The 24,273-nt window shown below is 45.4% G+C and carries 20 protein-coding genes; 12 read left to right on the top strand and 8 right to left on the bottom strand.

Annotated elements, in window-relative coordinates; translation table 11 throughout:
- Positions 1–70: 70 nt before the first annotated feature.
- The 3 genes from MHH25_RS22170 to MHH25_RS22160 all read left to right on the top strand — a co-directional run bounded on the left by MHH25_RS22170 (position 71) and on the right by MHH25_RS22160 (position 4,286).
- Positions 71–1,099 (top strand): pectate lyase, encoded by a 1,029-nt coding sequence (locus MHH25_RS22170; protein WP_235200863.1) that lies wholly within the window; start codon positions 71–73, stop codon positions 1,097–1,099.
- A 303-nt stretch (positions 1,100–1,402) separates the two neighbouring features.
- Entirely contained in the window at positions 1,403–2,881 is a 1,479-nt protein-coding gene (locus tag MHH25_RS22165) for a methyl-accepting chemotaxis protein (RefSeq protein ID WP_340018080.1), read from the top strand.
- Between the two features lie 196 nt (positions 2,882–3,077).
- Positions 3,078–4,286, top strand: coding sequence for a GNAT family N-acetyltransferase (locus MHH25_RS22160; protein WP_340018079.1), 1,209 nt, complete (start codon positions 3,078–3,080; stop codon positions 4,284–4,286).
- A 118-nt stretch (positions 4,287–4,404) separates the two neighbouring features.
- Here MHH25_RS22160 and MHH25_RS22155 read toward each other — a convergent pair whose 3' ends face one another.
- Both MHH25_RS22155 and MHH25_RS22150 read right to left on the bottom strand, forming a co-directional pair.
- Positions 4,405–4,770, bottom strand: a complete 366-nt coding sequence (locus tag MHH25_RS22155; protein ID WP_076318779.1) for a VOC family protein — start codon at positions 4,768–4,770, stop codon at positions 4,405–4,407.
- A gap of 155 nt (positions 4,771–4,925) precedes the next feature.
- Positions 4,926–6,578, bottom strand: a complete 1,653-nt coding sequence (locus tag MHH25_RS22150; protein WP_340018077.1) for an alkaline phosphatase — start codon at positions 6,576–6,578, stop codon at positions 4,926–4,928.
- 228 nt (positions 6,579–6,806) lie between these two features.
- Between MHH25_RS22150 and MHH25_RS22145 the strand changes: the two genes are divergently transcribed.
- From MHH25_RS22145 to MHH25_RS22135, 3 genes are all read left to right on the top strand, one after another.
- Positions 6,807–8,294 carry an AraC family transcriptional regulator gene (locus MHH25_RS22145; RefSeq protein WP_340018076.1) on the top strand — a complete coding sequence of 496 codons (1,488 nt, stop codon included), beginning with the start codon at positions 6,807–6,809 and terminating at the stop codon, positions 8,292–8,294.
- A gap of 422 nt (positions 8,295–8,716) precedes the next feature.
- Positions 8,717–10,960, top strand: coding sequence for a carboxylesterase family protein (locus MHH25_RS22140; protein ID WP_340018075.1), 2,244 nt, complete (start codon positions 8,717–8,719; stop codon positions 10,958–10,960).
- Between the two features lie 146 nt (positions 10,961–11,106).
- Positions 11,107–11,319 (top strand): hypothetical protein, encoded by a 213-nt coding sequence (locus MHH25_RS22135; RefSeq protein ID WP_036617403.1) that lies wholly within the window; start codon positions 11,107–11,109, stop codon positions 11,317–11,319.
- Positions 11,320–11,453: 134 nt separating this feature from the next.
- On the opposite strand, the gene MHH25_RS22130 is transcribed toward MHH25_RS22135, so the two are convergent.
- Positions 11,454–13,040, bottom strand: coding sequence for a stalk domain-containing protein (locus tag MHH25_RS22130; RefSeq protein WP_340018074.1), 1,587 nt, complete (start codon positions 13,038–13,040; stop codon positions 11,454–11,456).
- A 322-nt stretch (positions 13,041–13,362) separates the two neighbouring features.
- On the opposite strand from MHH25_RS22130, the gene MHH25_RS22125 reads away from it, so the two are divergent.
- The 3 genes from MHH25_RS22125 to MHH25_RS22115 all read left to right on the top strand — a co-directional run bounded on the left by MHH25_RS22125 (position 13,363) and on the right by MHH25_RS22115 (position 16,271).
- Positions 13,363–14,322: an AraC family transcriptional regulator gene (locus MHH25_RS22125; protein ID WP_338706730.1), complete on the top strand. Its 960-nt coding sequence runs from the start codon at positions 13,363–13,365 to the stop codon at positions 14,320–14,322.
- A 111-nt stretch (positions 14,323–14,433) separates the two neighbouring features.
- Positions 14,434–15,636, top strand: a complete 1,203-nt coding sequence (locus MHH25_RS22120; protein WP_340018072.1) for an MFS transporter — start codon at positions 14,434–14,436, stop codon at positions 15,634–15,636.
- A 191-nt stretch (positions 15,637–15,827) separates the two neighbouring features.
- A complete protein-coding gene (locus tag MHH25_RS22115; protein ID WP_036617413.1) occupies positions 15,828–16,271 on the top strand; it encodes an Hsp20/alpha crystallin family protein in 444 nt (147 codons plus the stop codon).
- A 122-nt stretch (positions 16,272–16,393) separates the two neighbouring features.
- Here the strand turns inward: MHH25_RS22115 and MHH25_RS22110 are convergent, their stop codons facing one another.
- Genes MHH25_RS22110 through MHH25_RS22100 form a run of 3 tightly spaced genes read right to left on the bottom strand, consistent with a single transcriptional unit; the run spans position 16,394 to position 18,337 of the window.
- The gene (locus tag MHH25_RS22110) at positions 16,394–17,041 is read right to left on the bottom strand and encodes an Imm50 family immunity protein (RefSeq protein ID WP_076252783.1); all 648 of its coding nucleotides are present in this window, start codon (positions 17,039–17,041) and stop codon (positions 16,394–16,396) included.
- A 53-nt stretch (positions 17,042–17,094) separates the two neighbouring features.
- On the bottom strand, positions 17,095–17,652 hold the full coding sequence (locus MHH25_RS22105; RefSeq protein WP_101315000.1) for a DUF1697 domain-containing protein: 558 nt from the start codon (positions 17,650–17,652) through the stop codon (positions 17,095–17,097).
- A gap of 34 nt (positions 17,653–17,686) precedes the next feature.
- Positions 17,687–18,337 (bottom strand): hypothetical protein, encoded by a 651-nt coding sequence (locus MHH25_RS22100; RefSeq protein ID WP_340018071.1) that lies wholly within the window; start codon positions 18,335–18,337, stop codon positions 17,687–17,689.
- A gap of 335 nt (positions 18,338–18,672) precedes the next feature.
- On the opposite strand from MHH25_RS22100, the gene MHH25_RS22095 reads away from it, so the two are divergent.
- Positions 18,673–20,307 carry a nucleoside hydrolase-like domain-containing protein gene (locus tag MHH25_RS22095; RefSeq protein ID WP_340018069.1) on the top strand — a complete coding sequence of 545 codons (1,635 nt, stop codon included), beginning with the start codon at positions 18,673–18,675 and terminating at the stop codon, positions 20,305–20,307.
- An 85-nt stretch (positions 20,308–20,392) separates the two neighbouring features.
- On the opposite strand, the gene MHH25_RS22090 is transcribed toward MHH25_RS22095, so the two are convergent.
- Positions 20,393–20,956: a TetR/AcrR family transcriptional regulator gene (locus tag MHH25_RS22090; protein ID WP_340018068.1), complete on the bottom strand. Its 564-nt coding sequence runs from the start codon at positions 20,954–20,956 to the stop codon at positions 20,393–20,395.
- Positions 20,949–22,163 (bottom strand): MFS transporter, encoded by a 1,215-nt coding sequence (locus MHH25_RS22085; protein ID WP_340018066.1) that lies wholly within the window; start codon positions 22,161–22,163, stop codon positions 20,949–20,951. Before MHH25_RS22085 ends, MHH25_RS22090 begins: the two co-directional genes overlap by 8 nt.
- A gap of 219 nt (positions 22,164–22,382) precedes the next feature.
- On the opposite strand from MHH25_RS22085, the gene MHH25_RS22080 reads away from it, so the two are divergent.
- Together MHH25_RS22080 and MHH25_RS22075 are read left to right on the top strand one after the other, a co-directional pair.
- A complete protein-coding gene (locus MHH25_RS22080; protein ID WP_036617433.1) occupies positions 22,383–23,189 on the top strand; it encodes an alpha/beta hydrolase in 807 nt (268 codons plus the stop codon).
- A 25-nt stretch (positions 23,190–23,214) separates the two neighbouring features.
- Entirely contained in the window at positions 23,215–24,198 is a 984-nt protein-coding gene (locus MHH25_RS22075) for a sensor domain-containing diguanylate cyclase (protein ID WP_340018064.1), read from the top strand.
- Positions 24,199–24,273 lie beyond the last annotated feature (75 nt).

Below are 24,273 nucleotides of genomic sequence, written 5' to 3'. Positions count from 1 at the left end.
TACACGATATAATCGAGTTGTCTTTGAGGATAATATTATAAAGGATGGTGAAATTTTGAAGAAATTTTCGATGCTTTTACTCGCTGTAACTCTATTGTTGTTAACTGTCTCCACAGCCCCGTCTACATATGGTGCGGCCAGTTATCCAAACACAGGTACGAACGGGTTGACTGGTTTTGCAGGCAGTGCCAAGAATGAAAATGGTGTATCCAAGTCAGCTACGACAGGTGGCAAGAACGGTCAGGTGGTTTACGTTAGCAATCTCAATGACTTGAGAACACATATGGCGGGCTCTACAGCCAAGATTGTCGTCGTTGAACAGAATATTTCTTCCTCCACGCTGCAAAAGGTTGAATTCGGAGCGAACAAGACACTTGTAGGTTCCTTTGGCAAACATACATTAACGAATATTCATTTCAGATCCACAAGCAGTTCAAGCAATGTGATTTTTCAGAATCTGACTTTTGAACACGCTTCCAATATTAATGCCAATGATGATATCCAGATGTATATCACTTCAGGATCCAATTACTGGATTGATCATGTGACGTTTGCTGGTCACAGCTACAGCTCTGGCGGTAGTGATCTGGACAAACTTCTGTATATTGGCGATCGCGCCGATTATATTACGATTAGCAATTCCAAATTTGCGAACCATAAGTATGGCGTCATCCTCGGTCATCCGAATGATGGTAACAGCAGTTACAATGGAGTACCTCATGTGACGATGTCCAACAATTATTTTGAAAATTTATATGTACGTGGTCCTGGACTTTTAAGATATGGTTACTTCCATCTCAAAAACAACTATGCAAATAACTTTAATCAGGCCATCACAATTGGTGAAAAAGCACGAATTTATTCCGAAAACAATTACTTTGGTGCTGGTGCTGAAAAGGGCGGCATCCTGGATGACAAAGGAAAAGGTGAGTTTACGGATACGGGCAGTACACCAGCGCTTAATAGTCCGACTTCCCCTAAAACGAACTGGAGACCAAGCTCCAATTACAGTTATCAGGTAGAAAGTGCCAGCTACGCGCGTGAGTTCGTCACCAAGTATGCAGGCTCCTCCAATACAACACTTGTATTCGGAAAGTAAGAGCTGCGGCACATCCTTTCACGACCCAAAAGGCCTGTCTTGTGCGCCATAACGCATGAGACAGACCTTTTTTTATTTGTAAAATGATATGCTTACATATCATTTTACATTTCATATTCATTTTAAATATTGAATACCGATATACATAAAGTAGCGCTGGTTTCATACTTATGAAGTTAATATGTACTATGCTAAGGCGCTGCGTATTTGCGATTTGCACATAAGCAGGACCAAAGACTACTAGATGTAGTACAGAAAGGCCCTACAACTTACATTTAACCTACATAAAAGGACGGGGTATGCATGGATCGTATGGACGAAATTATTTGGAAAAGGAACAAATTAATCGGTATCATTTTGTGGATTATTATTGCCATTGGTATGGGGCTGGCCTTTACGATGCCGAAGTTACTTGTGTCCAATGGAGTAGCTCTAGTCTTTGTAGTTTGGATTACATACGCTAATGCGAAAAAGAAACATATTCATCTCATTCCATGGCTGATTACTGTATTACTTACAATATGTGGAGTCTATGTCGGTTGGGGAACGGTCAATTTTGCCTTAAGTTTGGTTATAACCGCAGTTCTACTGTTATTTCCTAACAAGAAATTTTTTGTGGTTGGATTTTCGGTATTACTAGTCAACAGTGTTCTTCAGTTATTTGTTATGAATACCGTTGACTCTGTTGAGCTAATAGGCAATATCGTTAATGTGGGACTATTCGCTCTCACGGGGGCCATTCTGATGCTGGTCTCCCAGCTGAATCAAAGGCTCTTCCATGAAAGTGAAGTACGCCAGAATGAGGTGGAGCATTCTAAGCAAAGAGTGGAAACCATGCTGGAGCGTGTGAAGGAATCGGTCGAAGGTCTATCACGTTATACGGATCAATTGAAGGAAAAAGTGAATGCGACCGGCTCTATCACCAATGAGGTGACGCTTGGGTTCAGTGAGGTTGCAAAAGGTGTTGAGTTCCAGGCGACCAGTGTAGCCGAGATTTCGGAATCCTTATCTGTGTCGGATCAGCATATCAAGGACGTTGCGTCGTATTCCCAGCAGATGAAAGACTTGTCCGCAAGTATGGCAACGAGCACACAAACAGGAAGCACACAGATGGACCAATTAAACATCCAAATGCAAGACCTATATGAAACGATCAATACAACTGCTAGTGACATGCGAAAGTTCAACGAGGAAAGTGAATCCATGACGCTTATGCTGAACAGCATAGCGGATATTGCGAGTCAGACCAACCTGCTCGCGCTTAATGCAGCCATTGAAGCCGCTCGTGCGGGTGAGCATGGACGTGGGTTTGCTGTTGTATCAGAGGAAGTTCGCAAGTTGGCAGAGAACTCGGGTCAGTCCGCAAGTGATATCGGAACCATCCTGTCTCGATTAAAAGGACAGACGCAGGCACTGACAGATCGATTCGAACGTATTCGTCTAGCGTTACAACAAGGAAGAGATAGCGTCCATACAGCAGAAGAAGTATTCCGTACGATCAACAGCAACTCTCAGCATGTGTTGAATCAAGCGACAGATATCGAGACTAGTTCGGCTACAATGAAGGAATCTTCCACCAGAGTTGTGAATGAAGTTTCCGAGATTTCGAGTGTAACGGAGCAATCCAGTGCAGCGACAGAAGAGATTCTGGCGAGCATGGAAGAACAACGTAACCTGACACAGAAGATGGTAGAGAGCTTTGGAGAATTGGAGCAACTGATTGTAGACCTGAATGAGTTAGTCTCGGATCATCAGGCTTCTTCCGTTGAGAATAAACTTTAATATTAATAGTTGAGGGCCTGTCGGTACGTATTTAGCGTACTAAACGGGCTTTTTTCATCTGGAATACAGCTTGATGCCGACATTTTTTTCCTATACAGTGATGTGTAGAGTATGAAGAGCGTAGAACTGAAACTGTAAATAGTAGTTAAAAGAAGATGTAACCTCATGGGGGAGTAGAAGGTTGAAGGATAAAGGAATGAAAGATAGATTGGACTGTGATGACAGTACATATGAGGTTAGGAATGATAATAGGGCTGCACGCGTACGTTTTTATGATCAGCAATCGTTCAATGACATGGACTGGCCCGATACGGAGGATGGCAGATATGCCAGAGTCTATCTGGAACCTATGATGCTGGACGGGACCCAAAGCTTTATGTCCAACGTGGAAACGACATTGTTGCTCGCCCGAATTGATGATCTCGTTATTCCGCTGACGGTGAATGATACAGAGTATGATAATGCTTACGTTTGTTCGCCATATACGCATTATGTGAGTTACGCCAAGCAGGAATTGACCATGTTGCAGAAGCCTGTGTTGGAAAAAGGTCTTTCTGTGCTGCTCAGTCTAATAGGTTGGGGAATGAAGCAATCGCAAATCAACAAAGTTGTGCATGTGAACAACTGGTTGTTGTCCACCAATCTGTATCCAGCCATGTCCGGTGAACAAGCAGAATGTTTGCTTACAGCGGTACAAGAGCGATACCCTAAACATGTCATTGTGTTTCGCTCTTTGTGCCCTGGACTTCATCCCGATCTGACGGTGAGGCTAACGGAAGTGGGGTGTCGACTAATTCCGAGCCGACAAATCTACCTGTACCATGCGCATGATCCGAATTTTGGCAACTCGAAGTCACGTTGGCTGTTGAAGCGGGATTACGAATTATTGGGCAAGCATGGATACGAATTCGTTTCCGAATTAGATATGACGGATGCAGATATTCCGCGAATTGTGGAATTGTACAAGCTGTTATACCTTGAAAAGTACTCCTATCACAATCCGCAATTTACTGAGCGGTTCATTGCTGCTGCGTTGGCATCAGGAACACTCAGACTCTATGGAGTGCGAAAGGAGGGGCACATGGACGCGGTGATGGGCTATTTCTGCCGCAATGGAATCATGACTACGCCGCTGTTTGGTTACGATACGGCGGTGCCCCAATCCGTCGGACTATACCGCATGTTATCAGCTTGTCTGATCGGACAGGCTCGCGAGAACGGTCATCTGTTACATGAGAGCGCCGGGGCTGCGCAGTTCAAGCGCAATCGCGGTGCTGTGGCGGATTTTGAATATTCGGCTGTGTATGAGCGCCACCTTCCATGGGGCAGACGCTGGTGCTGGCTGCTGCTTGATCGGTTGTTGAATCGCGTAGGTGTGCCGCTGATGCGCCGCATGAAGCTGTAAACAGACAAAAAACGTGCTTGCGCTGCCCGATGTAGGTGTGAGCTTGCATCTGAGTTGACTGCAAACACGCACTAACAACTGGTTATTGTGATACGCACATTTGTGCGCAATCGCCTAATTAGACATGCTCTGCGAGTTGCACCTCAAAGCCATCTGGATCTGTAATGTAAATAAACCGCAGATGCGGATTGGGCTGGATGGGGCCACGCACAATCGGAATATTCAGTTCTGCCAGTCGTTCCATGGCTTCATCCAGCGAGTTCACCTCATAACCGATCGACACGCCAGCCTCTGGTTTAAGAATGGATTCACTGCCCTCAATCAGTTCCAGTCTGGCTTCATTTTCCATGCCCAGCATGGCAATCTGTCGTCCACGGCTTTCGAATCTGCGCTGAATGGTAAGTCCGAGCATGTCGTGATAGAACCCGAGCGAAGCTTCCAAATTACTGACCCTCAGCGTGATCCAGTTTAATTTGATCAACATGGGTGAATCTCTCCTTTTTCTTGCATCATATGTATTTTTGTTACGTTCATTATACGATAGGTGTTAGCAGGAACCTACTCCTTATCAGTAAACAATAAAATAGCTGCCGAAATATTCGGCAGCCAAATGGTGTAATCTCTGGTCATTCTAACGAATTATTGAATCAGATCAACGGCCGTCTGTGGAACAAATGCCTCTACACCGTTATAAACAATGACACCCTCCAAAGTTGTCTTTTTGCCGTTTAACAGTGCAATATTTTTGTAAATTTGCAGTTCCAGTTTGGTGTTACCTTTTGAAACGAGGATCTTCGGATTTTTGGCGTCCGTCAGGTCCAGTTTGTATGTCGCGCCTTTGGCTGTAAATGCCTGTTTGGCAGGTACAAACAATTGTTTGCTCACGCTGTCGAGATCCAGATCCAGTACACGTGCCATATATTTGGCGACATCCGTGTTATCAATCACACCGAATGGACGGTCATTGTTCGGAGCATACGTGTACAGCACAACATCTCCACCTGTATGACCACCGGTTGTCCAGCCAATCCCTGCGCGTTTGCTGATCATTGGACCGATTGCATAGTTAAGGCTGCCTGGCTCGGCCGCTTTAATGGTGGCAATCTCTTCTGAAGTCAGATCGGTAATGCCATAGTATTGTTTCATCACTGCTTTGATGTTTGTACGCTTGGCATTCAGCTTCGCTTCAACGCCCTCGCCTGTCAGCTTGGCCTTTTTCAAAGGTCCGATAAATGTGGACAACGGCTCTTTGTCATAAGTGCCGGAAGTTGCGTTGTTACCAATGGTGAGTCCACCATTACCATGGTCCGTAACAGCCACAACGGCAGTCTCTCCATCGGCTTTGGCAAAATCCATGGCTACCTTTACGGCATCATCAAAAGCCAGCACGTCACTGATAATGCCAATCGGATCATTGGCGTGAGCTGCCCAGTCCACTTTACTGCCTTCGACCATCAGGAAAAAGCCGTCTTTGTCTTTGGACAGAACTTCAATGGCTTTGGATGTCATCTCGGCAAGGCTTGGCTGTTTTGCAGGATCACGGTCCATATTATAAGCCATGCCCGCTGGCGCGAACATACCCCATAGCTTGTTCGAATCGGATGCTTTCATTGCAGCTGGTGTAGTGACGTAATCGTAACCCAGTGCCTTGATGGACGAAATCAGATTCTCACCGTCTTTACGTCCGGCTGGCTCAAGATATTTGCTACCTCCACCCAACACAACATCCATGCCATTGTAGACTTGCTGTTTGCTGAGTGCATCATAGTTTTTACGGTCCGGATAGTGAGAGGAGAAATCCGCTGGTGTGGCGTGCATAATCTCGGATGTAGCGACAATGCCAGTTGCTTTACCCGCCAGTTTGGATGCTTCCAGTACGGAAGCAACAGGTTTTCTTTCGTCTCCAGGCGCAATCGCCTTTTGCCCTGGCATCGTAGCCTTGTCCGGCAGTACACCAACAAATCCGGTATGAGATTTATAACCTGTTGCAAAAGCGGTTCCGGCAGGAGCTGAGTCGGCAATCGGCGCATCGGCGGAGTGAGTCCGAACCATGCCGCTTGCCATGGAGTCCAGTGTCAGGGACGAGCCCTTATACCAACGAGCCAGAGCGGTAGCATCGTTAGCCATACCGTCAGGAATCAGAATAATCACATTTTTAATCGGTGATGCAGATGTCGTTGAGGTGGTATCTTCCACAGCCCACGCTGCACTGCTTCCTCCGAGTGTAGCCGTAACAATTGTTGTCACCGCGAGCATCATTTTGGCTGCACGGACATTAAACCGGTTTAACATGAATGCATCCTCCTAGAATATATGTATAGTTGGTATCCCAAACCAAGTGTATACAACAATTGCTAAACTAACGTATTAAATGGGTTAACTATATGTAAAATTTACGATTAGTGAAGGATGCTGGAATTCAGGTGAACTGGACAAAATGAGGACCACTCTTGTATGTTAAGGAGAAAATCGGGCTAGGGAATGCCCCTCGTCTAATGATCGGCTTTGAGGTGGTTTGTAATGAAAGAATGGTCAGAAGCCATTAAGTGGTGGAATAAAAATCAGGTGAAGCTCATGGACATTCGTCATCTGGTCTTGAAGCCGGGACAGGCAATTAAGCCGTATGTTTTGCCAGCCCATGCTTTTTTGCTGATGGTCAGAGGAGAAGCCATTGTTCATTTGGGTAAAGAAAAGCTCAGGTCCAACCAGACGCAGGTTCTGCATGTTGGCAAAGGCACAACTATACATATCCATTGTCTGGATCTCCCCTTGGAATATTATCTTATTTTATATAAACGCCAGCCAAGCTCCACTGGTACCGACCCGTCGAGAGTAGAAAACGTACAACAAGAGTATGAATTTTCCCCGCAGCAGTATTATTTTGCAGCAACATATCCGCTGTTGCTAATTCCCATAATGGAGAGAATGCATGAATGCTGGGCAAGCAGCGAAGAATTGGACAGGTTGCAGGTTACAGGACTGTTGTATCAGTTTGTATACGAACAGTTTCGTCAATGGAAGCAGGCGAGTGATCAGGTAGCTGATCCTCCAGAATTAGCCGAGCAGATTGCAGCATACATTCAGGAGCACTACGCACATCCCGTGTCCATGGAGGATATGGCGGCCCAATTTCATTACAGCAGTCATTATCTGGCACGGGTATTCAAGCGAAAATTCGGTTGCAGTCCGATGGAATACGTCATCCAAACCCGGATGAACCAAGCCAAAGTATTGCTAACAGAGACAGAGGCTCAGATTCGTGATGTGGCTGAGAGCGTTGGATATAAAGATTTGTACTACTTTAGCCGAATCTTCAAACGAATGATGGGAGAAACTCCTGCTCAATATAAAATGCACAGTCATCTGTTTAAAGGTTCAAATCGTACTAATAAGAAGTCGGAATCGTTCATTGCTGGAGAACTCACACAACGCTATATTGATAATAACGATAATCATTATCAATACAACACTTGGAGCGTGAATGACTTGAATGTTCGTTTTAAGCCTACTTTGGCGGTCAGTTTATTATTTAGTTTATCCCTGCTATTAGCAGCTTGCGGGGGAGGAGCTGATCCACAGTCAACAGCAAATGAAGATGCTTCACTGCCTGTAACCAAAATGTATACCGACGCATCGGGGAGAACGGTTGAGATTCCAGCCCAATCTGCCAAACCGGTTGTGATCACATATGGGGGGTATTTGTTGCCACTCGGAATGAAGCCGGCGGGTGCCAACAAGGAAACACTGGATCTGTACCCGGAAGAGATGGCTAATGTACCGGATATCGGATCAGGAACGGGGAACGTAGAAGTGGTCTCGGATCTAGAGCCAGATCTGATCATCGTACCTGATTATACAAGCACGGAAGTGATCGGCACCTATGAGAAAATTGCGCCTACGATTACGGTAGCCTGGGGCGGTGACCCAGATGTCATCAACACCCTGAGAACGATGGGTGAGATTATGGATAAAAAAAAAGATATTGCGAACGCTTACATTATGTGCTAACATCACCATAACAACAGGATTGTAACCGTGTTTAGGGCAATACCTGTGTCAGTTCATTCGTTGGTTTTTTAGTTATCAAACGATTGATTGCGTTTACATTTTCATATGGAATGAACCTCATTCCTCAGGGTTGTTACTGATTGCAGGCAAAACCTGAATTGAGGGCAGTAGACCACGCTAAAGCGATGTCTGTTTGCCTTCGGTTCAGGTTTTTTTTATATAAAAAAATGCCTGATGGCATGACCGCAAGCGCCGTAGCAGATATTTCGAGCAGAAAGGAGCGCAGCAGATTTAATTTTTCATAAATAGAGATATAGACTCATCCAGACATTGGAATACTGATTCTTAGATACGCAACTCAAATGGACATTCCAATGAACTTATCCCATCACACACTATTCGACAGCGAGGAGATTTATGACATGAAAACCATTAAACGTTCGATTGCCGTGGCAACAATTCTGGGGTTATGTGTATCCGCTCTACCAGCTTATGCAGCAGGGAACACAACAACTTCTTCTTCAGCAGCGATGGACAAGTTGATCCAATCCGAGCTTATTCGCGGCAGCGGTCAAGGCGTTAATGCAGCTTATTTGAACAAAAAGGCTACACGCATTCAGGCCGCAGTACTTTACTTGCGTTTGTCCGGATTGGAGAAAGAAGCACTCGCCTATCAGGGATCGGAAACGTATGACGATGCGGCTCAGGCAGGCAAAGTATTACAACCGGTCGTTGGTTACTTGAAGCAGCATCCGTATGTGTCTGAGATCGTAACAGGAACGGAGAAGTTTGAACCTAATGCACCACTTACAGCGGAAGGTTATGCCGAAATGCTGCTGAAGGTGCTTGGATATGAAGCAGGTATGGATTATGAGCAGGGAGCGGCTTCCACCTATGCGGCTGGGAAAGGAATCATGGCGCTTCAAGGAAAGGGAGCGAGTCAACTTACCAATCGCCTGATGGCAGAGGCAACCGCACAGGCTTTGCAGATACAGCTCAAGAATGGCAGTGGAACTTTGGAACAGAACTGGTTGAAACATAAAGAAGCTGGAGCGTTCCAACCTCAAACGGTGCAACAGACCAAGTATGGCGCGATTGATGGCAAGACCTATGAGCAATATGGCACGCTCGGCTGGCTCGGTGTTCCTTACGCGGCACCTCCGGTTGGTGAACTGCGTTGGAAAGCTCCACAAGAACCGGCAGCATGGACAGGAACGAGATCGGCTAAGGAATTTGCAGCGAACAGCTTGCAGATCTCCGGCAAGACTACAGCGGGAAGCGAAGATTCGTTGTATCTTAATATCTGGCGTCCCGACACAATCAGTTCGAAACTTCCGGTTATGGTGTTCCTGCACGGCGGCGGGAATATGACCGGATCAGGTGAAGATTTTCAAGGTGAACAGCTTGCACGGAGCACCAACAGCATTATCATCTCAGTGAATTACCGTTTGGGAGCCCTTGGATTCTTCGAGAATGCAGCGCTGAAAACAGGGAATGCCCTGGATGACTCAGGTAACTATGGTCTGCTTGACGCATTCCGTGCATTGGAGTGGGTACAGGATAATATCGAAGGTTTTGGCGGAGATACAGGCAATGTTACATTGGCCGGACAATCTGCTGGTGCACGTGATGTACTGGCAACGCTGATCTCGCCACTTAGCAAAGGATTGTATCAAAAAGCAGTTGCTTTCAGCGGAGGATTGACGACAGTATCACCGGAAGAAGGCGAGCAAAAATCCGAGGATGTACTTGTGAAGCTACTCGTGCAAGAGGGGAAAGCGGCTAATGCAGAAGAAGCAAAAGCATGGATTGGCAAGCAATCTCAGGCACAGCTGGAGAGCTATCTGCGTGAACTGCCTGCGGACAAGCTGGTCACAGCGTTTGGTACAACCGCAATCCGTATGGACCCATTCCCGCATCTGTTCCGTGATGGCACAGTGATTCCAAAAGAAGGATTTGACGCCATCAATAATGGCAATTATAAAAAAGTACCTGTATTGCTCGGCAGCCTGGAAACGGAGTTCTCCGGTTTTGCCTTCGGTGATCCAAACTTCTCTCCATCCATCACGGATGAGACTTTGTTTACCGATAAAACCAAGGCGGAGCAATATGCTGCTGCGTTGAAATATGGTAGCGAAGCTTATGCAGGCTTTAATGCAGAGCGTGTAGCGGAGCAATTGACCAGTGAAGCAGGTCAGCCACCGGTATATGCGTATCGTTTTGCATGGGGCACACAACCTGGGGTCATCTCTGAGCGTTTGCTCACGTTACTGGGCGCACCACATGGTGCGGATATGGACTTCTATACAGGACACGCAGACGGAATTGCTGCCTATTTCCCTGAGGGGTACTTTAGCGATACAAACAAACCAGGACGTGATCAGTTGTCCGCCGCGATGGCAGCATATCTGAAGCAGTTCCTGTACACAGGCAATCCAGGTACGGGTGGATCACCTGATCTAGCGGCATGGACATCTTGGACGAAAGATGCTCAAGCCCCAATCATGCGTCTGGATGCAAGCAATACAACGGCAGAGATTGGCATGTCGACACAATATAATCAAGGCAAAGACGCCGTTATGGCAAAGATGAAAAAAGAATTGCCTGAAGAAACGTATAAACTGTTGACGGAAAAAGTGTTCGCAGGTCGTTTCTTCTGGGAATAAGGATCACCGGATAGGAAGGTATATATAGATAAATTGAAAGCCAAGGGAGCATGCTCTCTTGGCTTTTTGTAATGTTCGTTATACTTAAATATGGTATTGTTGTAAATATAAATTAATAAGATATGGGAAAGGGGAAAACGTGCATTATGGATGGAGTTAGTAATTTTGGTATTGCAGGTATTATAACGCTATTAATTTTCTTTATTATGATTGGTCTTGTATTATATCTGGTTTTCTATCTTGGGATGAAAAGGTCTGGCGTCAAAGAGGAAGTATCCGCATTAAGGATGGAAGTACGAGTGTTACAAGAGGAAGTAGAGCGGAACAGGCGGGAATTGGAAAATATGAAGCGTCGATAACCTTTGCAGCATTATATGTGGGTACGTGGAATAGCGCGTACAATAGTATGAGAGGATAGGGGCTCTACGCCCCCACCTACTCTATATAACGTGAAACCGCTCATTTCAGCCTTTACATACTAAGGACACTTGATCTATTTCTTGGCAAAAAAACTAAGGGTTCCAGTACTTTCATCTGCACTCACAAACAGGCTGCGTCCGTTAACACGATGAATTCCCTCTGGTGATTCTCCAGCTGTAGGAATCAGACCCAGGTAGTCCGGATTGACCGGATCAGCAAGATCAAAGAACAAAATGGCATCTGCCCGTTCGGAAGCTACAGCGGCATACGTTTTGCCTTCTACAGTAGCAACGGTCAGATTCTCCACTTCACTTCCCTTGTTGGGACTGCGATCATCGGGATACAAGCCGACCATAGCTGTTGCCTCGTCAATGAGGTTCTGGCTATCGTACATCCGCTGGCCTTGCAGATCCCAGACAGCGATATTACGTCCGCCTGCTTTTACACCATCCTCAAATTCATTCTTGCCCAAATCCCCTTCATTAGCTGTCAGCAGGTATTTGCCATCTGCCGAGAAAGCAATCCCATCCGGTTCATAACGAGCGGTCAACGTCTCTTTAAACTGAACGATACCATCATCTTTCAGATCTGCTTGATGTGAAGTGGTACCCAGAGCGAAGATTGAGCTGATTTTTTTTGTCTCCAGATCTACGATGGCAACGACATTGTTTTCCTGTAGCGTGATGGCTGCTGTTTTACTATCTGGACTAATAGCAACATACTCTGGTTGTGGATCATGCGGATAGATGGCGCCTTCTACATTGTCCAGAGATACTGGCAAGTTGGTGATCTCACCCTCCAATACGTTCCCGCCAGCAAAAGATACAACCATAATGCTACCCGGACGTTTGGTGTTGGCATAGTCAATTTCATCCGCAGCTTTATTCAGCTCTTCATCCTCTATCGCTATAACCGCATGCAGACCGTCAGGTGACAGTGCAATCGAGTCAGGACCAATGCCCAGCTCATACGTTTTGACGGTTTTGTAGGTTGTCAGATCCACAATGGCAAGTAACCCTTTGTTTGCTTCACTGTCCGTATCCCCTGTGCGAATAACTGCAAGACCATATTTGCCATCTTTGGACACGGTTACGCTTGTGACTTCAGCTTTGGCGGAGAGGTCATGGAAGCTGACCGTTTTCAATACATTGATGTTTTTCAGATCAGCAATGTCCAGTACGGAAATGCTGCCATTGTCCGCTTCGGTTACGAGCAGGCGCTGCCCATCTGGCGTAGATGCTGATATTTCTGCTTTTCCTCCAGGCATCTGAAACGATGCGGTCTGTTCAAAACCGGTTTTATTTTGTTTCAGGATCAGTTGATCCGTAATTAATTTTAGTGTTTGGGGAGATACATACGTTGTACCTTTGGTGATGTAGCTTTTACTGTCCAAAGGAGTTTTCACACCGTTGATGGTGGCTGATGACGTTCCTATAGGAAGTTGTACTTTAGTATCTGCGATCTGGATATCAACACTGCGACTGCTTCCGTTCCATGTGACCGTACCCTGCATATTTTGGATGGCTGTGCGCAGTACGACATGATCGTTGGCGGGTTTAGTTGCGTCAGCGGCATGAATCATGGATGTGTAGCTGGTTGCTCCTGCGGTAAGAATGGCAGTCATCGACAGAACGGCGAGCCATTGATTTCTCTTTTTCAATGTTCCAGATCCCCTTTATCGTTTCTTGTGTAATGAGTTATACAATTGTTTTAGTATAGGGAGCTAATGTTAAGGTAAGGTAAGAGAAGTCTGCGATTTGTGTAAAAGGTTAAATAAGAGATATTTTTCCAAATTGGATATGTAAGTTAGTGTATAAAATGATGTTGCCACATGAAGAAAAAAGCAGAAGTGAACCTTCATACTATATAAGACTGGTCGAACGGGAGAAAATACGCTAAAATTATAATTGAGAATCATTATCAATTAATTCGGACTTTCTTTACTGACAAGTCTGATCAAGATATAGGCGAGGTGAATACCCATGCGCACGGATGATGCATTAGGCGTAGTATATCAGCATTACCTGACCCAGGAACCTTACAGTCAGCAAGATGAACACACGTATCTGCTCTCTCCCAAGGCGGGTAGCGGTAAGGTCAAAAGAGTGACAACATACAGTGGCATTGAGATTTTATATTCCCAGGTTGAATATCATCAGCCTTATCCTACGTATTTTGCGTCTGAGACACCCATTGTGGAATTGCAATTTGCCTTGTCAGGAGAGCGACATGTGGATATATCCGGTCAGGATTATTCATTATCGATAGGGCAAGGGGCCCTTATTTTTATGCATGATTTCGAAGCGTGGTTCCATCCTCCGGCAAGGGAGCTGTATACGTCTTTTTCGCTGGGGATTCCAGTTTCTCTGTTCAATTATGCTGCGGCGCAACTGGGCAGTTTTAAGCCGATTGCGTTTAATCAGGTGTTGGGACGAAAAATGTTTAAGCCAATTGTATTTCAATTGGATGACCGGATACGAACGATGATCGACAATTTGATTGTGGAATTAAACAACAGTTATCGATCATCCTTAATGATGGAAGCGACAGCGTTGGAGATCTTGAATCGATTTATGATCCAACTGTTTGATCTGGCGCCAATCCCCGCGGGACTCTCCAGAGAGGACATCCGGAAGTTACATACGGCACGGGAGATTATGGAGGCCTGTATGATAGATCCTCCCTCTTTGCTAGCATTGTCCAGACAAGTAGGACTTAACGATTTTAAATTAAAAAAAGGATTCAAGGCACTTTTCGGAAGCACGGTCTTCGAATATTTGCGTCAGGTTCGTCTCGACAACGCCATGAAGTTGCTGCGCAATCAGAATAACAACGTCACCGAGGCCGCGATTGCGGTCGGTTACAGCAATGTCAGTGCCTTTTCGCAGCAATTTTATCGCAAATTCGGCGTGAAGCCTTCCGAGATGAAAAAGATTTATTAATAAATCCGTCTTGCCGTGAATTGTTCCGTATAGAGGCAGTGGGGATTTTCTCAGCCTTGTATACTCCAGGTACAGTGGGTACTGTACTGAAATATAGAGGAGTGTACAAACATGAATAGAATCAGAGGAAGTATTTTTTTTAGCGTATTTGCAGCCATGTTGGGTCTGATGCTAATTGCACCCATTATGCCACCACTTATTCGCGAGTTGGGCATGAAAGAAAGCCATTCCGGTCTTATTATCTCGCTTGGGTCCATTATGATGGCTGTCATGGCTCCGGTATGGGGCAGATGGAGTGATATAAGAGGAAGAAAACCCATCATATTGATTGGATTCATAGGTATGTCTGTGAGCTGTGCATTATTTGCACTGGCATTGTACGGGGGATTAAATGCATGGATCGGAGGGGGGCTCCTGTTAACCCTTCTGATTGTGACGCGCAGTCTGATCGGCATGTTCATTCCGGCGGTGCTGTCTTCTGCCCAAGCCTATATAGGTGATGTGACAGAAGGTGAAGAGCGGGGAAGTGGAATGGCGATTATCAGTGCTGCGAATGGACTGGGCCTTGTATTTGGACCTGCGATTGCAGGAGCTTTTACGCTTATCGGTCTGCTTTGGCCGCTTTATTTTGGCATTTTTATAGCGATAGCTGCGTTTATTATTGCCTTGTTGTTAATCCCGGCAGCCAAACCGGTCATTCAGGCAGAACCGCCTAAAGTCAACCCGTTCCAACGTGGTTTACGAATGTACCTTGCTGCCGGCTTAGTCACGATGATGGGTATCATGACACTACAGGTTGTCGGGGGATTTTATTTTCAGGATCAACTGGCTCTATCCTCAGCGGGGACGGCCCGAATGGTTTCGTTTGGACTCATGTTCTCTGGAGCAGCGATGTTGATCATGCAGGTCATTCAGATGAAATGGTTGAAATGGAAGCCACGCCCAATGATTTTGTTCGGGTCCCTTTTCCTGATCGCAAGCATGATCCTGTTTTTGATCTTCAATGTGTTATCCATGTATTATTTCTCGTTTTTCCTGTTTGGCATGGGTTCGGGTCTGATGATGCCGGGGTTCATGGCAGGTGCTTCGCTGGCAGTTAGCAAAGAACAACAGGGAGGTGCAGCGGGATTGGTAGCAGCGATTCAGGGGATATCCGCCGTCATTACGCCTTTACTTACAACGACACTTTATCAGGTGGACAAACATGTTCCATTTATGCTCGTAGCTGTTCTGGTTGTCTTGCTGGCAATCATGATGCTGGGAATGAGGAAGAATGAATCCAATACTGTAACGGACCCCATTCATTCGTTATAGTCAGACAAAGTCAGAAGATCAAATAAGGTCAAAATAAAAGAAAAAAGGATCTATTTTAAAATAGTGAACCATGATGAAAGAAAATCGTTTTTTTTGGTCTTTTACGGACTTTGAGCCTTATTTGCAAGGGTATTATAATAATCAATGTAAGCAACACCAATAAACCAACCACACAAAAGGAGATGATTTTCATGTTTGATCTGATTCCGTTTCGTAAACGAAATGAAGACCCGTTCGGACACATGTTGAAATCCTTCAATGACATGGTTGAGAACTCATTCCTCTCCCCTTTTGGAACTGGCTCCCAGCCATTCCGGACTGACATTCGTGAGGAAGAAGACAAATATTCGGTAGAAGCCGAGCTTCCGGGCATTGCCAAAGAGGACATAGACATTCAGGTTCAAGGTAATGAATTGATTATTCGTGCCAAACGCAATGATATAGTGGAGCAGAAGGATGACTCCAATCGAATCATACGGCAGGAGCGCCGTTCCGGCGAATTTATCCGGCGATTCTATGTTGATCATATTGATGAGGAGCATATTAAGGCCAAATTGGAAGAAGGTGTGCTGAAGCTCGAGATTCCAAAACGTCCTGGTGATGATCAATCTCGCAGACGCATTCAGATTGACTAAACCAGATGCAAAATGTGTAGCTGAAGAAGTTGAGCTATCCCTTTATGGTAATAGGCATGGAAGAACATCTGTAAAGATGTTTTGTCATGTTGTCCCATGAAGGGATTTTTTACATAACCGGGTTAATGGAATTGAATATGAATTGTGCTGCATAGGAATGTAGCGGAGAAGCCGGATACGGCATCCAAGTTAACACGAATCTGATCGGCTGCATTAGTGAAACTTAGCTGTAAACAAACGTTAGATGCCTCCACAGGGGAGAACATCTCTTGCTGAATATGTTCAAAATGGAAGTGCACCTGCTGTTCCCATTCCTTATCAGCATTATGCGTTAGCACAAGAGAGAGGGATTGTATATTTTGGACTGTTTCCAGCTGCACATCCGTAATTTCGTCATAATGGAAGGGAGGGAAATAGCCCAGAGTTTCGATTACATGTTGCGCTCCGAGAATGGAAGCCAAAGGAGAAAATTCACGTTCCAACCTCCGAATATCCATTAACTGTGCCTCGTACTGAGGACTTGTATAGAGCAGGAGAGAGTCTGGTTCGCATTCCACGACTGTTCCGATAAAAGCAGCCCAGTTCGCGGTACCTTCCTCACCAACGGTAACAAGCAGTTGATCTTGAGCAAGCAAGTCGATTGCCCTATTGGTATAGAATTTCACTCGAAAACCTTGTCCCTGTATCTGCCAGGGAGTCTGGGGTGCATACCAGAATGGTTCCCGCTCTACGGATCGGACGCTGACGTTTAATGTCCATGCTCTGTTCATTAGACTACCTCCAATTGCCACAAGCTGCGTGGCATCATCTCCACCTGTCTGTATTATTTCTCTGCTGCTGCTTGCATCAGGGCATAGATCTTACGTGTGGTATTCACATTTCTAACCGTCATATAAGCATAGACTTTGGAACCCACAAGCTTGTTCATGCCACTTTTGGACGCATCTTCTCTGCTGACTGAATATAAAATCGCTCCGGGAACATAGATCAGTGTACCAATTTCCGGTTTGATGGGCAGCTGGTCCAGCACGGAGGGCTCATTGATCTCATCCCAGAGGAACATCACATCACTTTTGGCTGTGTCATCATTAACCCATTCTTCTGGCAGCGCCTGAATAACGGATTGAATTTCATCCATATTCCGCACCATTACCCTGATCTGTAAGCCAAAATCGGCGGCGATGGCCTGCTCTAACACATGGGATATCTCCACATTCGCATTGGCATGTTCCTGATGATCGGCAAAAATAATATTGCCAGAATTGATGTAGGTAACGACATCCAGCATGCCTGCTTGTTCAAACGTTTCTTTCAGCTGTTTCATATTGATTTTATTGTTCCCGCCTACATTTATGCCCCGCAACAAGGCTACATAGATCATATGGACGCCCCTCCAATTCCTTCAATTCACCGTTTTAACAAAATGACAGATACTCGAAAAGATGAGCGGTATATTCTTCTCCCAACAGATCTTGCAATAAAGGTTCCACTTGCTCCAGATACTCGGGCTTGGTTTCATAGGTTTCTTCATCTTTTACTTCTCCGGCATAGGTGCGCGCCGCTTCAATCAGGATGGCTAGTGCACTGAAAAAGTCTGATAGTGAATCAGCAACACGGTTTGGTTCTCCACCTGTAAAAGCGGCATATACGGGAGAGTTTGGTGCTTCCACATCTACAATTAACGGATCATCGTTAAAGTTTGCGATGACAACGTGAGTTTTTGGCCAAGTGGAGGACTCCTCATAAGGTTCATTCATGCCAATCCAGCGGAACCCCAGTTGCTGACGAAGCAGATGTTCAGGTGCGACAAAGGAAATAAGTGCGGCATCACCGATTTCAACTGCAGCATTTTTCATTTTGAGTGTACCTTCCGCATCCGCATCCATCATTTCATAATGACTGTACAGATACTGAAGTTCTGGAGAAAGAGGTATTCGTGTATCCACTTCCGGCTGGTGATATTGTTCGCGGGGACGCAGATCATGATTTTTGAAAAGTCCATAAGCTTCATTATATAAATCCTGCTGTTCCACCAAACGGCTCAAGGCCGCATCCAGTTGTTGCATGATGTTTGAGTCCTCCTAATAACATTGGTATAATAACAGGCCGATTCGTTTAATTCTTGGCTATAAGCATTATACTATATCAAAGATAAATTCAAAAAACATTTGAATACGTTTACATTCATGAGTGGACATGATATACTTTCACTCAAATAAGGATTGTTACTGCTTCGGGCAGGCAAAACCTGAACATCACTATGTGTGGACTTTGTTCCATTCATAATGTTGTTCGGGTTTTTTTGCATTCTACGGTCCATATTAAGGATAGAAAAAACAGAGGACGTACTTATTTCCAACCCAACACTAACATCACGCTGTACAGAAGAAAGGGGAGCATTATGAACAAGAGAAAATGGTTAAACGGTTTTGCCGCAGGTTGTCTCAGTATCATCCTGGTGATTAGTGGATGCGCATCCAAAGCGCCACAAACCGCGAGTGACACACCGAATCAGGCGACAGAGCAGACAGAGAATGAAACCCAGGAACCTGCAAACAACCAAGCTGCCAAAGGCAGAACAGTGATTACAACTGACGGTGAAGTGGATGATATGAACTCCGTCATTCGTTTCCTCTTATATTCGAATGAAATGGACCTTGCGGGAATTGTACTGACCAGCTCGGTGTATCATTATGCTGGAGACGAGGAAGCGGGGATCAAACCCTTCCGCTGGACAGGCACACAGTGGGTGTACGACATGATCGATGCCTATGGCGAGATTTACCCAAATTTGTCCAAACATGCGGATGGGTACCCGGAGCCGGAACAGCTTCGAGCGATGACCAAGATCGGTAATATTTCCGATAAAGGGGAGATGGAGAAGGAAACCGAAGGTTCCGAGTTCCTCGAAACTCTTTTCCTCGATGATGACTCCCGAGACCTGATTGTTCAGACATGGGGGGGCACGAATACCACAGCCAGAGCGCTAAAATCGATTGAAGAACAGTACAAAGATACGGCCGAGTGGGATACGATTCGCAAAAAAGTGAGCGACAAACTGGTCCTGTACATCATCCTCGATCAGGATGACAGCTACAACGAATACATTGCGAAGAATTGGCCGGATATCCGTATTCTCAACGACCAATCGAATTTCTGGCATTTTGCTTATGCATGGAAGATGCATGCCGAAGAAGTGAACAGTAAGCTTCATGGCGACTGGATGGTCAAGAATATTCTGAACGGACATGGCAAGCTGATGGATATGTATGCATCGATGGGTGATGGTAAAATGATCGAAGGCGAACTAGCCGAAGAACAACGGGGAAGTGCTGAGTATCTCAAGAACAACCCACAATATGACAAGTACGATTTTATATCCGAGGGCGATTCTCCATCCTTCTTTTATCTGATCGATAATGGGCTGCGCAGTATGGAAGACCCTTCCTACGGCGGTTGGGGTGGACGCTTTGGAGTTGTGAACGACAAGCTGTTTAGAAACAATGTGCTTGATTACGATCCCTACACCAAACGCTATGAAGCCGAATACTCTCTGATGAGATGGTTTGACGATGTGCAGGATGATTTTGCAGCACGTGCAGACTGGGCAGTTGCAGACACTTACGAAGGTGCCAACCATAATCCGTCTTTAACGATTAAGGAAGGGGTGGATCTAAGTGTTAGTCCTGGGGAGGAAGTGACTCTTCACGCGGAGGGTAAAGACCCGGATGGAGATCAACTGACCTATACGTGGTGGAGATATTTCGAAGCGGACACTTATGAGGATTCCAAAGTAACACCGAACAAAGTTCAGCCTGAAATGGCGGGTGATCTGCAGCTTGGATTACATCGTGAACTTGCTAAGGATGAGCAGGTGGATACGATAAAATTGCAGGGCAGTGACACCGAAGCGGTGACATTCACCGTTCCTGACGATGCCAAATCGGGTGATACCCTTCATATCGTTGCCGAAGTACAGGATGATGGAGAGCATCAGTTGAAGCATTATCAACGTGTGATCCTAACTGTGAAATAAAGAAATAGAGGGGTTGTCCCAAAAGTCATCAACATGGCTGGCGGGACGCCCCTCTTATTTGTGTAGTCTCATCATAATCGATTCGTTAACGCTGGATGCCTGACCAGAAGACATTCCAGGTGATCGCCAAAGCTTGTTCATAGGATTGCCGTGTCTCATACACGAGCTGTACATCCAATCCATCCATCACGGTGACAAAAGCTAAGGTGGCTTCTTCCGGACTCAGGCGTATATCGGAATGTCTGGTAAATACGGCTGCCAGCTCTTCCTTCAGTGTCCCGAGGTACGTTCGATACTGGGCCAGTACAAAATCATGTACCTCCAGCGGTGTGATAAAGGACAAGATATACATAAAAGCAACGTTTGGGTGAGTCAGAAAGCGATTTTTGTGTTCATGCAAAAAGGCATATAACTGCTGATCCAGAGTTTGGGTAACAGACTCGCTGAAAAAATGGCGTACAAACTGTTGTTCCTCCTGCACAACTTCCTCATATAACTCCAGCAATAACGCTTTTTTGGATGAATAGTGATAAGCCAGGGATTGTTTGCGAATGCCTGCCTCTTCGGCAATCTGCGCCATCTTGGTCCCCTCGTAACCCAGACGATTAAAATGTTGAATGGCAATTTCCTTGATTCGTTTTTTACTCAATGTCTACCTCCAGTTGGCGAGCTGCATACCTCTGCTGTTTTTGGGAGTATACCAAATATAACAAGATATATACCACAAAAATGCCTATAGAGATAGCATACACCACCGTATAGGAAAATGCAGAAGCCACTACGCCCAGGATCAACGAGCCACCACCAATCCCGAGGTCAAAAAAATTAAAGAAGGAAGCCATCGCATTTTCATGCTCATGTTCTTCTACAAGATTCACACACCAGGTCTGAATGGCCGGGAATATGGCACCAAAGCCAAAGCCATATAACGCGCCGGCGATCAGGAATTGCACATCACTCTGGGCGATAATCAGAACCAGTAGCCCCGCGATTGCAAACACGGCAGAAGGTAACAACACGGAACCTGGTCCCCATCGATCAAACATTTTCCCCGAGAACAGTCGAACGGCGAAGCTGGCGATGGCGACGATGAAGAAATACCAGGCTATATTCTCAAACCCTCTTTCGGCAGCAAATAAAGCCACAAAGGACATGATTGAACCGGCTGCAATACCAACGAGCATAATGAGAAGGGAAGGGAAAAGTACCTTCTTTTCAATCAGTTTCACCGAAGGGACATGAGTTTGCATAGACTCGCTACTACCTCCTGTTTTCGGCTTTCTGGATACAAACACAGTCATCAGGAGAGCTAACAGCAAAATGCACATACCTCCCATAAACAGGCTCTGGTAGTCGTACCTAAACAACAGGCTTGTTCCAATCAAAGGACCGATGGATATAGCGACCGTCTCCCCTACGCCGAAATACCCCATACCTTCTCCCCGGCGATCTCTTGGTATGTTTTCAGTGGCAATCGTTGCAAAATATGTCGTTGCCAAACCAAATCCGAATCCGTGGATCACTCGAAATACAAGAATCATCCAAATACCTGACGATAGGTAGTATGCGCCTGTCATTAATGCACAGATAGTGATGCCGATAATCAATAGATATTTTTTATCTATTCGAGCTGCTAAAACAGAAGTGAAGGGTCGAATCAAGATGGCAGAAAACATAAATACGCCGGTAACAAGCCCAATTTGGGAGGCTTCGCCACCAAGACTTGAGACAAACAAAGGCAAGGTGGGAAGCAACATTTCAAATGCCATAAACAATAATGCGTTGGCTAACATGATAAATAGGAATGATCTTCCCCAGAGTTGCTGAGGTGTAGAGCTATGTGTTGAAGTACTCATGGTTTTCCTCCGTAATATTGATCTCTGTCGCGCGACATGTTGAACTGATTTTACCTGACGATAGTCAGATTGTAAAGCGCGTATTCAGAGCAGGGGTTCATGATTTTTTGGTGGATGAGAGAAGTTATTAATTATTTTTAATTCATATCCCAACATTTTCCGGTATAATAATCAGATAAAATGATTCAAGTGAATACTACCTCGGAGAGGTGATATGTAGTGACTGTTGATATACTTGTAAGAAATAATGTTAAGGTACTTGGCTCGGGTAGCCAAACGATTGTATTTGCTCATGGTTTTGGATGTGATCAGGATATGTGGCGTTACATTATTCCAGGTTTTATGGAGAACTACCGAGTGGTGTTGTTTGATTATGTTGGATCTGGCGAATCTCAAATTAACTATTATGATGCTATCAAATATAGCAACCTTCAAGGATACGCCCAGGATGTGCTGGAAGTTATGGAAGCGCTCGAACTAAAGGACACCATATTTGTCGGGCATTCCGTCAGTAGTATGATTGGTATGCTGGCATCGATTCAGAACCCCAAATATTTCAAAAAAATTATAATGTTAGGGCCCTCCCCACGTTACGTGAATGATCTGCCGAATTATTATGGAGGTTTCGATCGGAATGATATCGATGAATTACTTGAGATGATGCAGATGAATTTTATTGGGTGGGCGAGTTATCTGGCACCCATTGTGATGAACAATCCGGAACGGAAAGAGCTGACGGAAGAGTTGGAGAAAAGCTTCTGCTCCAGAGATCCGCATATTGCGAGACAATTTGCCGAAGTGACGTTTTTATCGGACTGTCGTATTGATCTGGAGCAGGCAACTGTGCCAACATTAATTCTTCAGTGCTCGGATGACAGTATTGCCCCGGTAGAAGTAGGGGATTATTTACACGCTCATCTGAAGAATAGCCGATTGCAACAGATGACGGCCAAGGGACATTATCCGCATCTAAGTCAACCGGAAGAAACCATCCGAATGATTAAGGATTATTTAACGAGCGCATAAAAAGCGGAAGAAAGGCAGTTATTCCATGGATATACAATTAGATCTGGCTCCCTGTGGATACTTCTCTATCTCTGATTCGGGCGTCGTACAGTCGATTAATCAAACTATGCTTACGATGCTTGGATATGAACGCGATGAGCTCATAGGGCAACATATTGAATCCACCATGTCGGTAAGCAACAAGGTGTTTTTCCATACGTATTTCTATCCCTACATCCAGTTATATGGACATGTGGACGAGATGTACTTCACGTTCCGTACCCGTGATCAGCAGGCTGTTCCTGTTCTGCTTAACGGTGTTCGTCAGACACGTAACGGGGAAAGCGTGGTAGATTGTGTCGTTGTAGTCATGCGTAAGCGAATTGAACATGAGAAGGATATTTTGCATACCAAAACCAAACTACAGGAGTTGTATCAAGCGACGCAAGAAGCGAACAAGGAGCTTGAACGACTGCATGAGGAATATAAAATTAAAGAGCAGGCGTTAATCAAAGTGAATGATCAGTTGGAGACACTGGCCTCCACCGACTTGTTGACAGGATTGAAGAACCGCAGGTTTTTCCAGGAAAAAATGCTTGAAAGTTTAATGATGTTCCAGGAGAAACAACGTTATTTCTCCCTTCTCGTTGTGGACATTGATCATTTCAAAAGCATTAATGATACGTACGGACATCCGATCGGAGATCTGGTGCTCGGCAATCTGGCAGGGCTGCTGCAAACGGTATCGCGAAGTACGGATGTGGTTGCACGTTACGGTGGAGAGGAATTTGTTGTCATTCTTCCAGATTGTGAAGGGGAGCAGGCGATTGGTATTGCAGAACGATATCGTTCACAGGTTGCTTCAGCCGATTGGGGTGAATATAACATTACTGTGAGTATCGGTGCGGCCACTGTAGTAGAGGAAGATACGGAAAAGACCTTGTTCCAAAGAGCGGACAACGCCCTGTATGCCTCCAAAACCGGAGGACGAAACCGGGTGACACATGCAGCTCAGATGGTAAAAAGTTAAGAGTTGGATTGCATCAAAAGAAAGCAAAAGGAGCCTGTGCATGATGAGGGAGATGATCCCAAATGCACAGGCTCC

The sequence above is a fragment of the Paenibacillus sp. FSL H3-0457 genome, from assembly GCF_037981725.1.
GTDB lineage: Bacteria > Bacillota > Bacilli > Paenibacillales > Paenibacillaceae > Paenibacillus > Paenibacillus amylolyticus.
The sequence above is the reverse complement of the archived record's forward strand: the minus strand, read 5'-3'. Positions and strand labels throughout refer to the sequence as shown.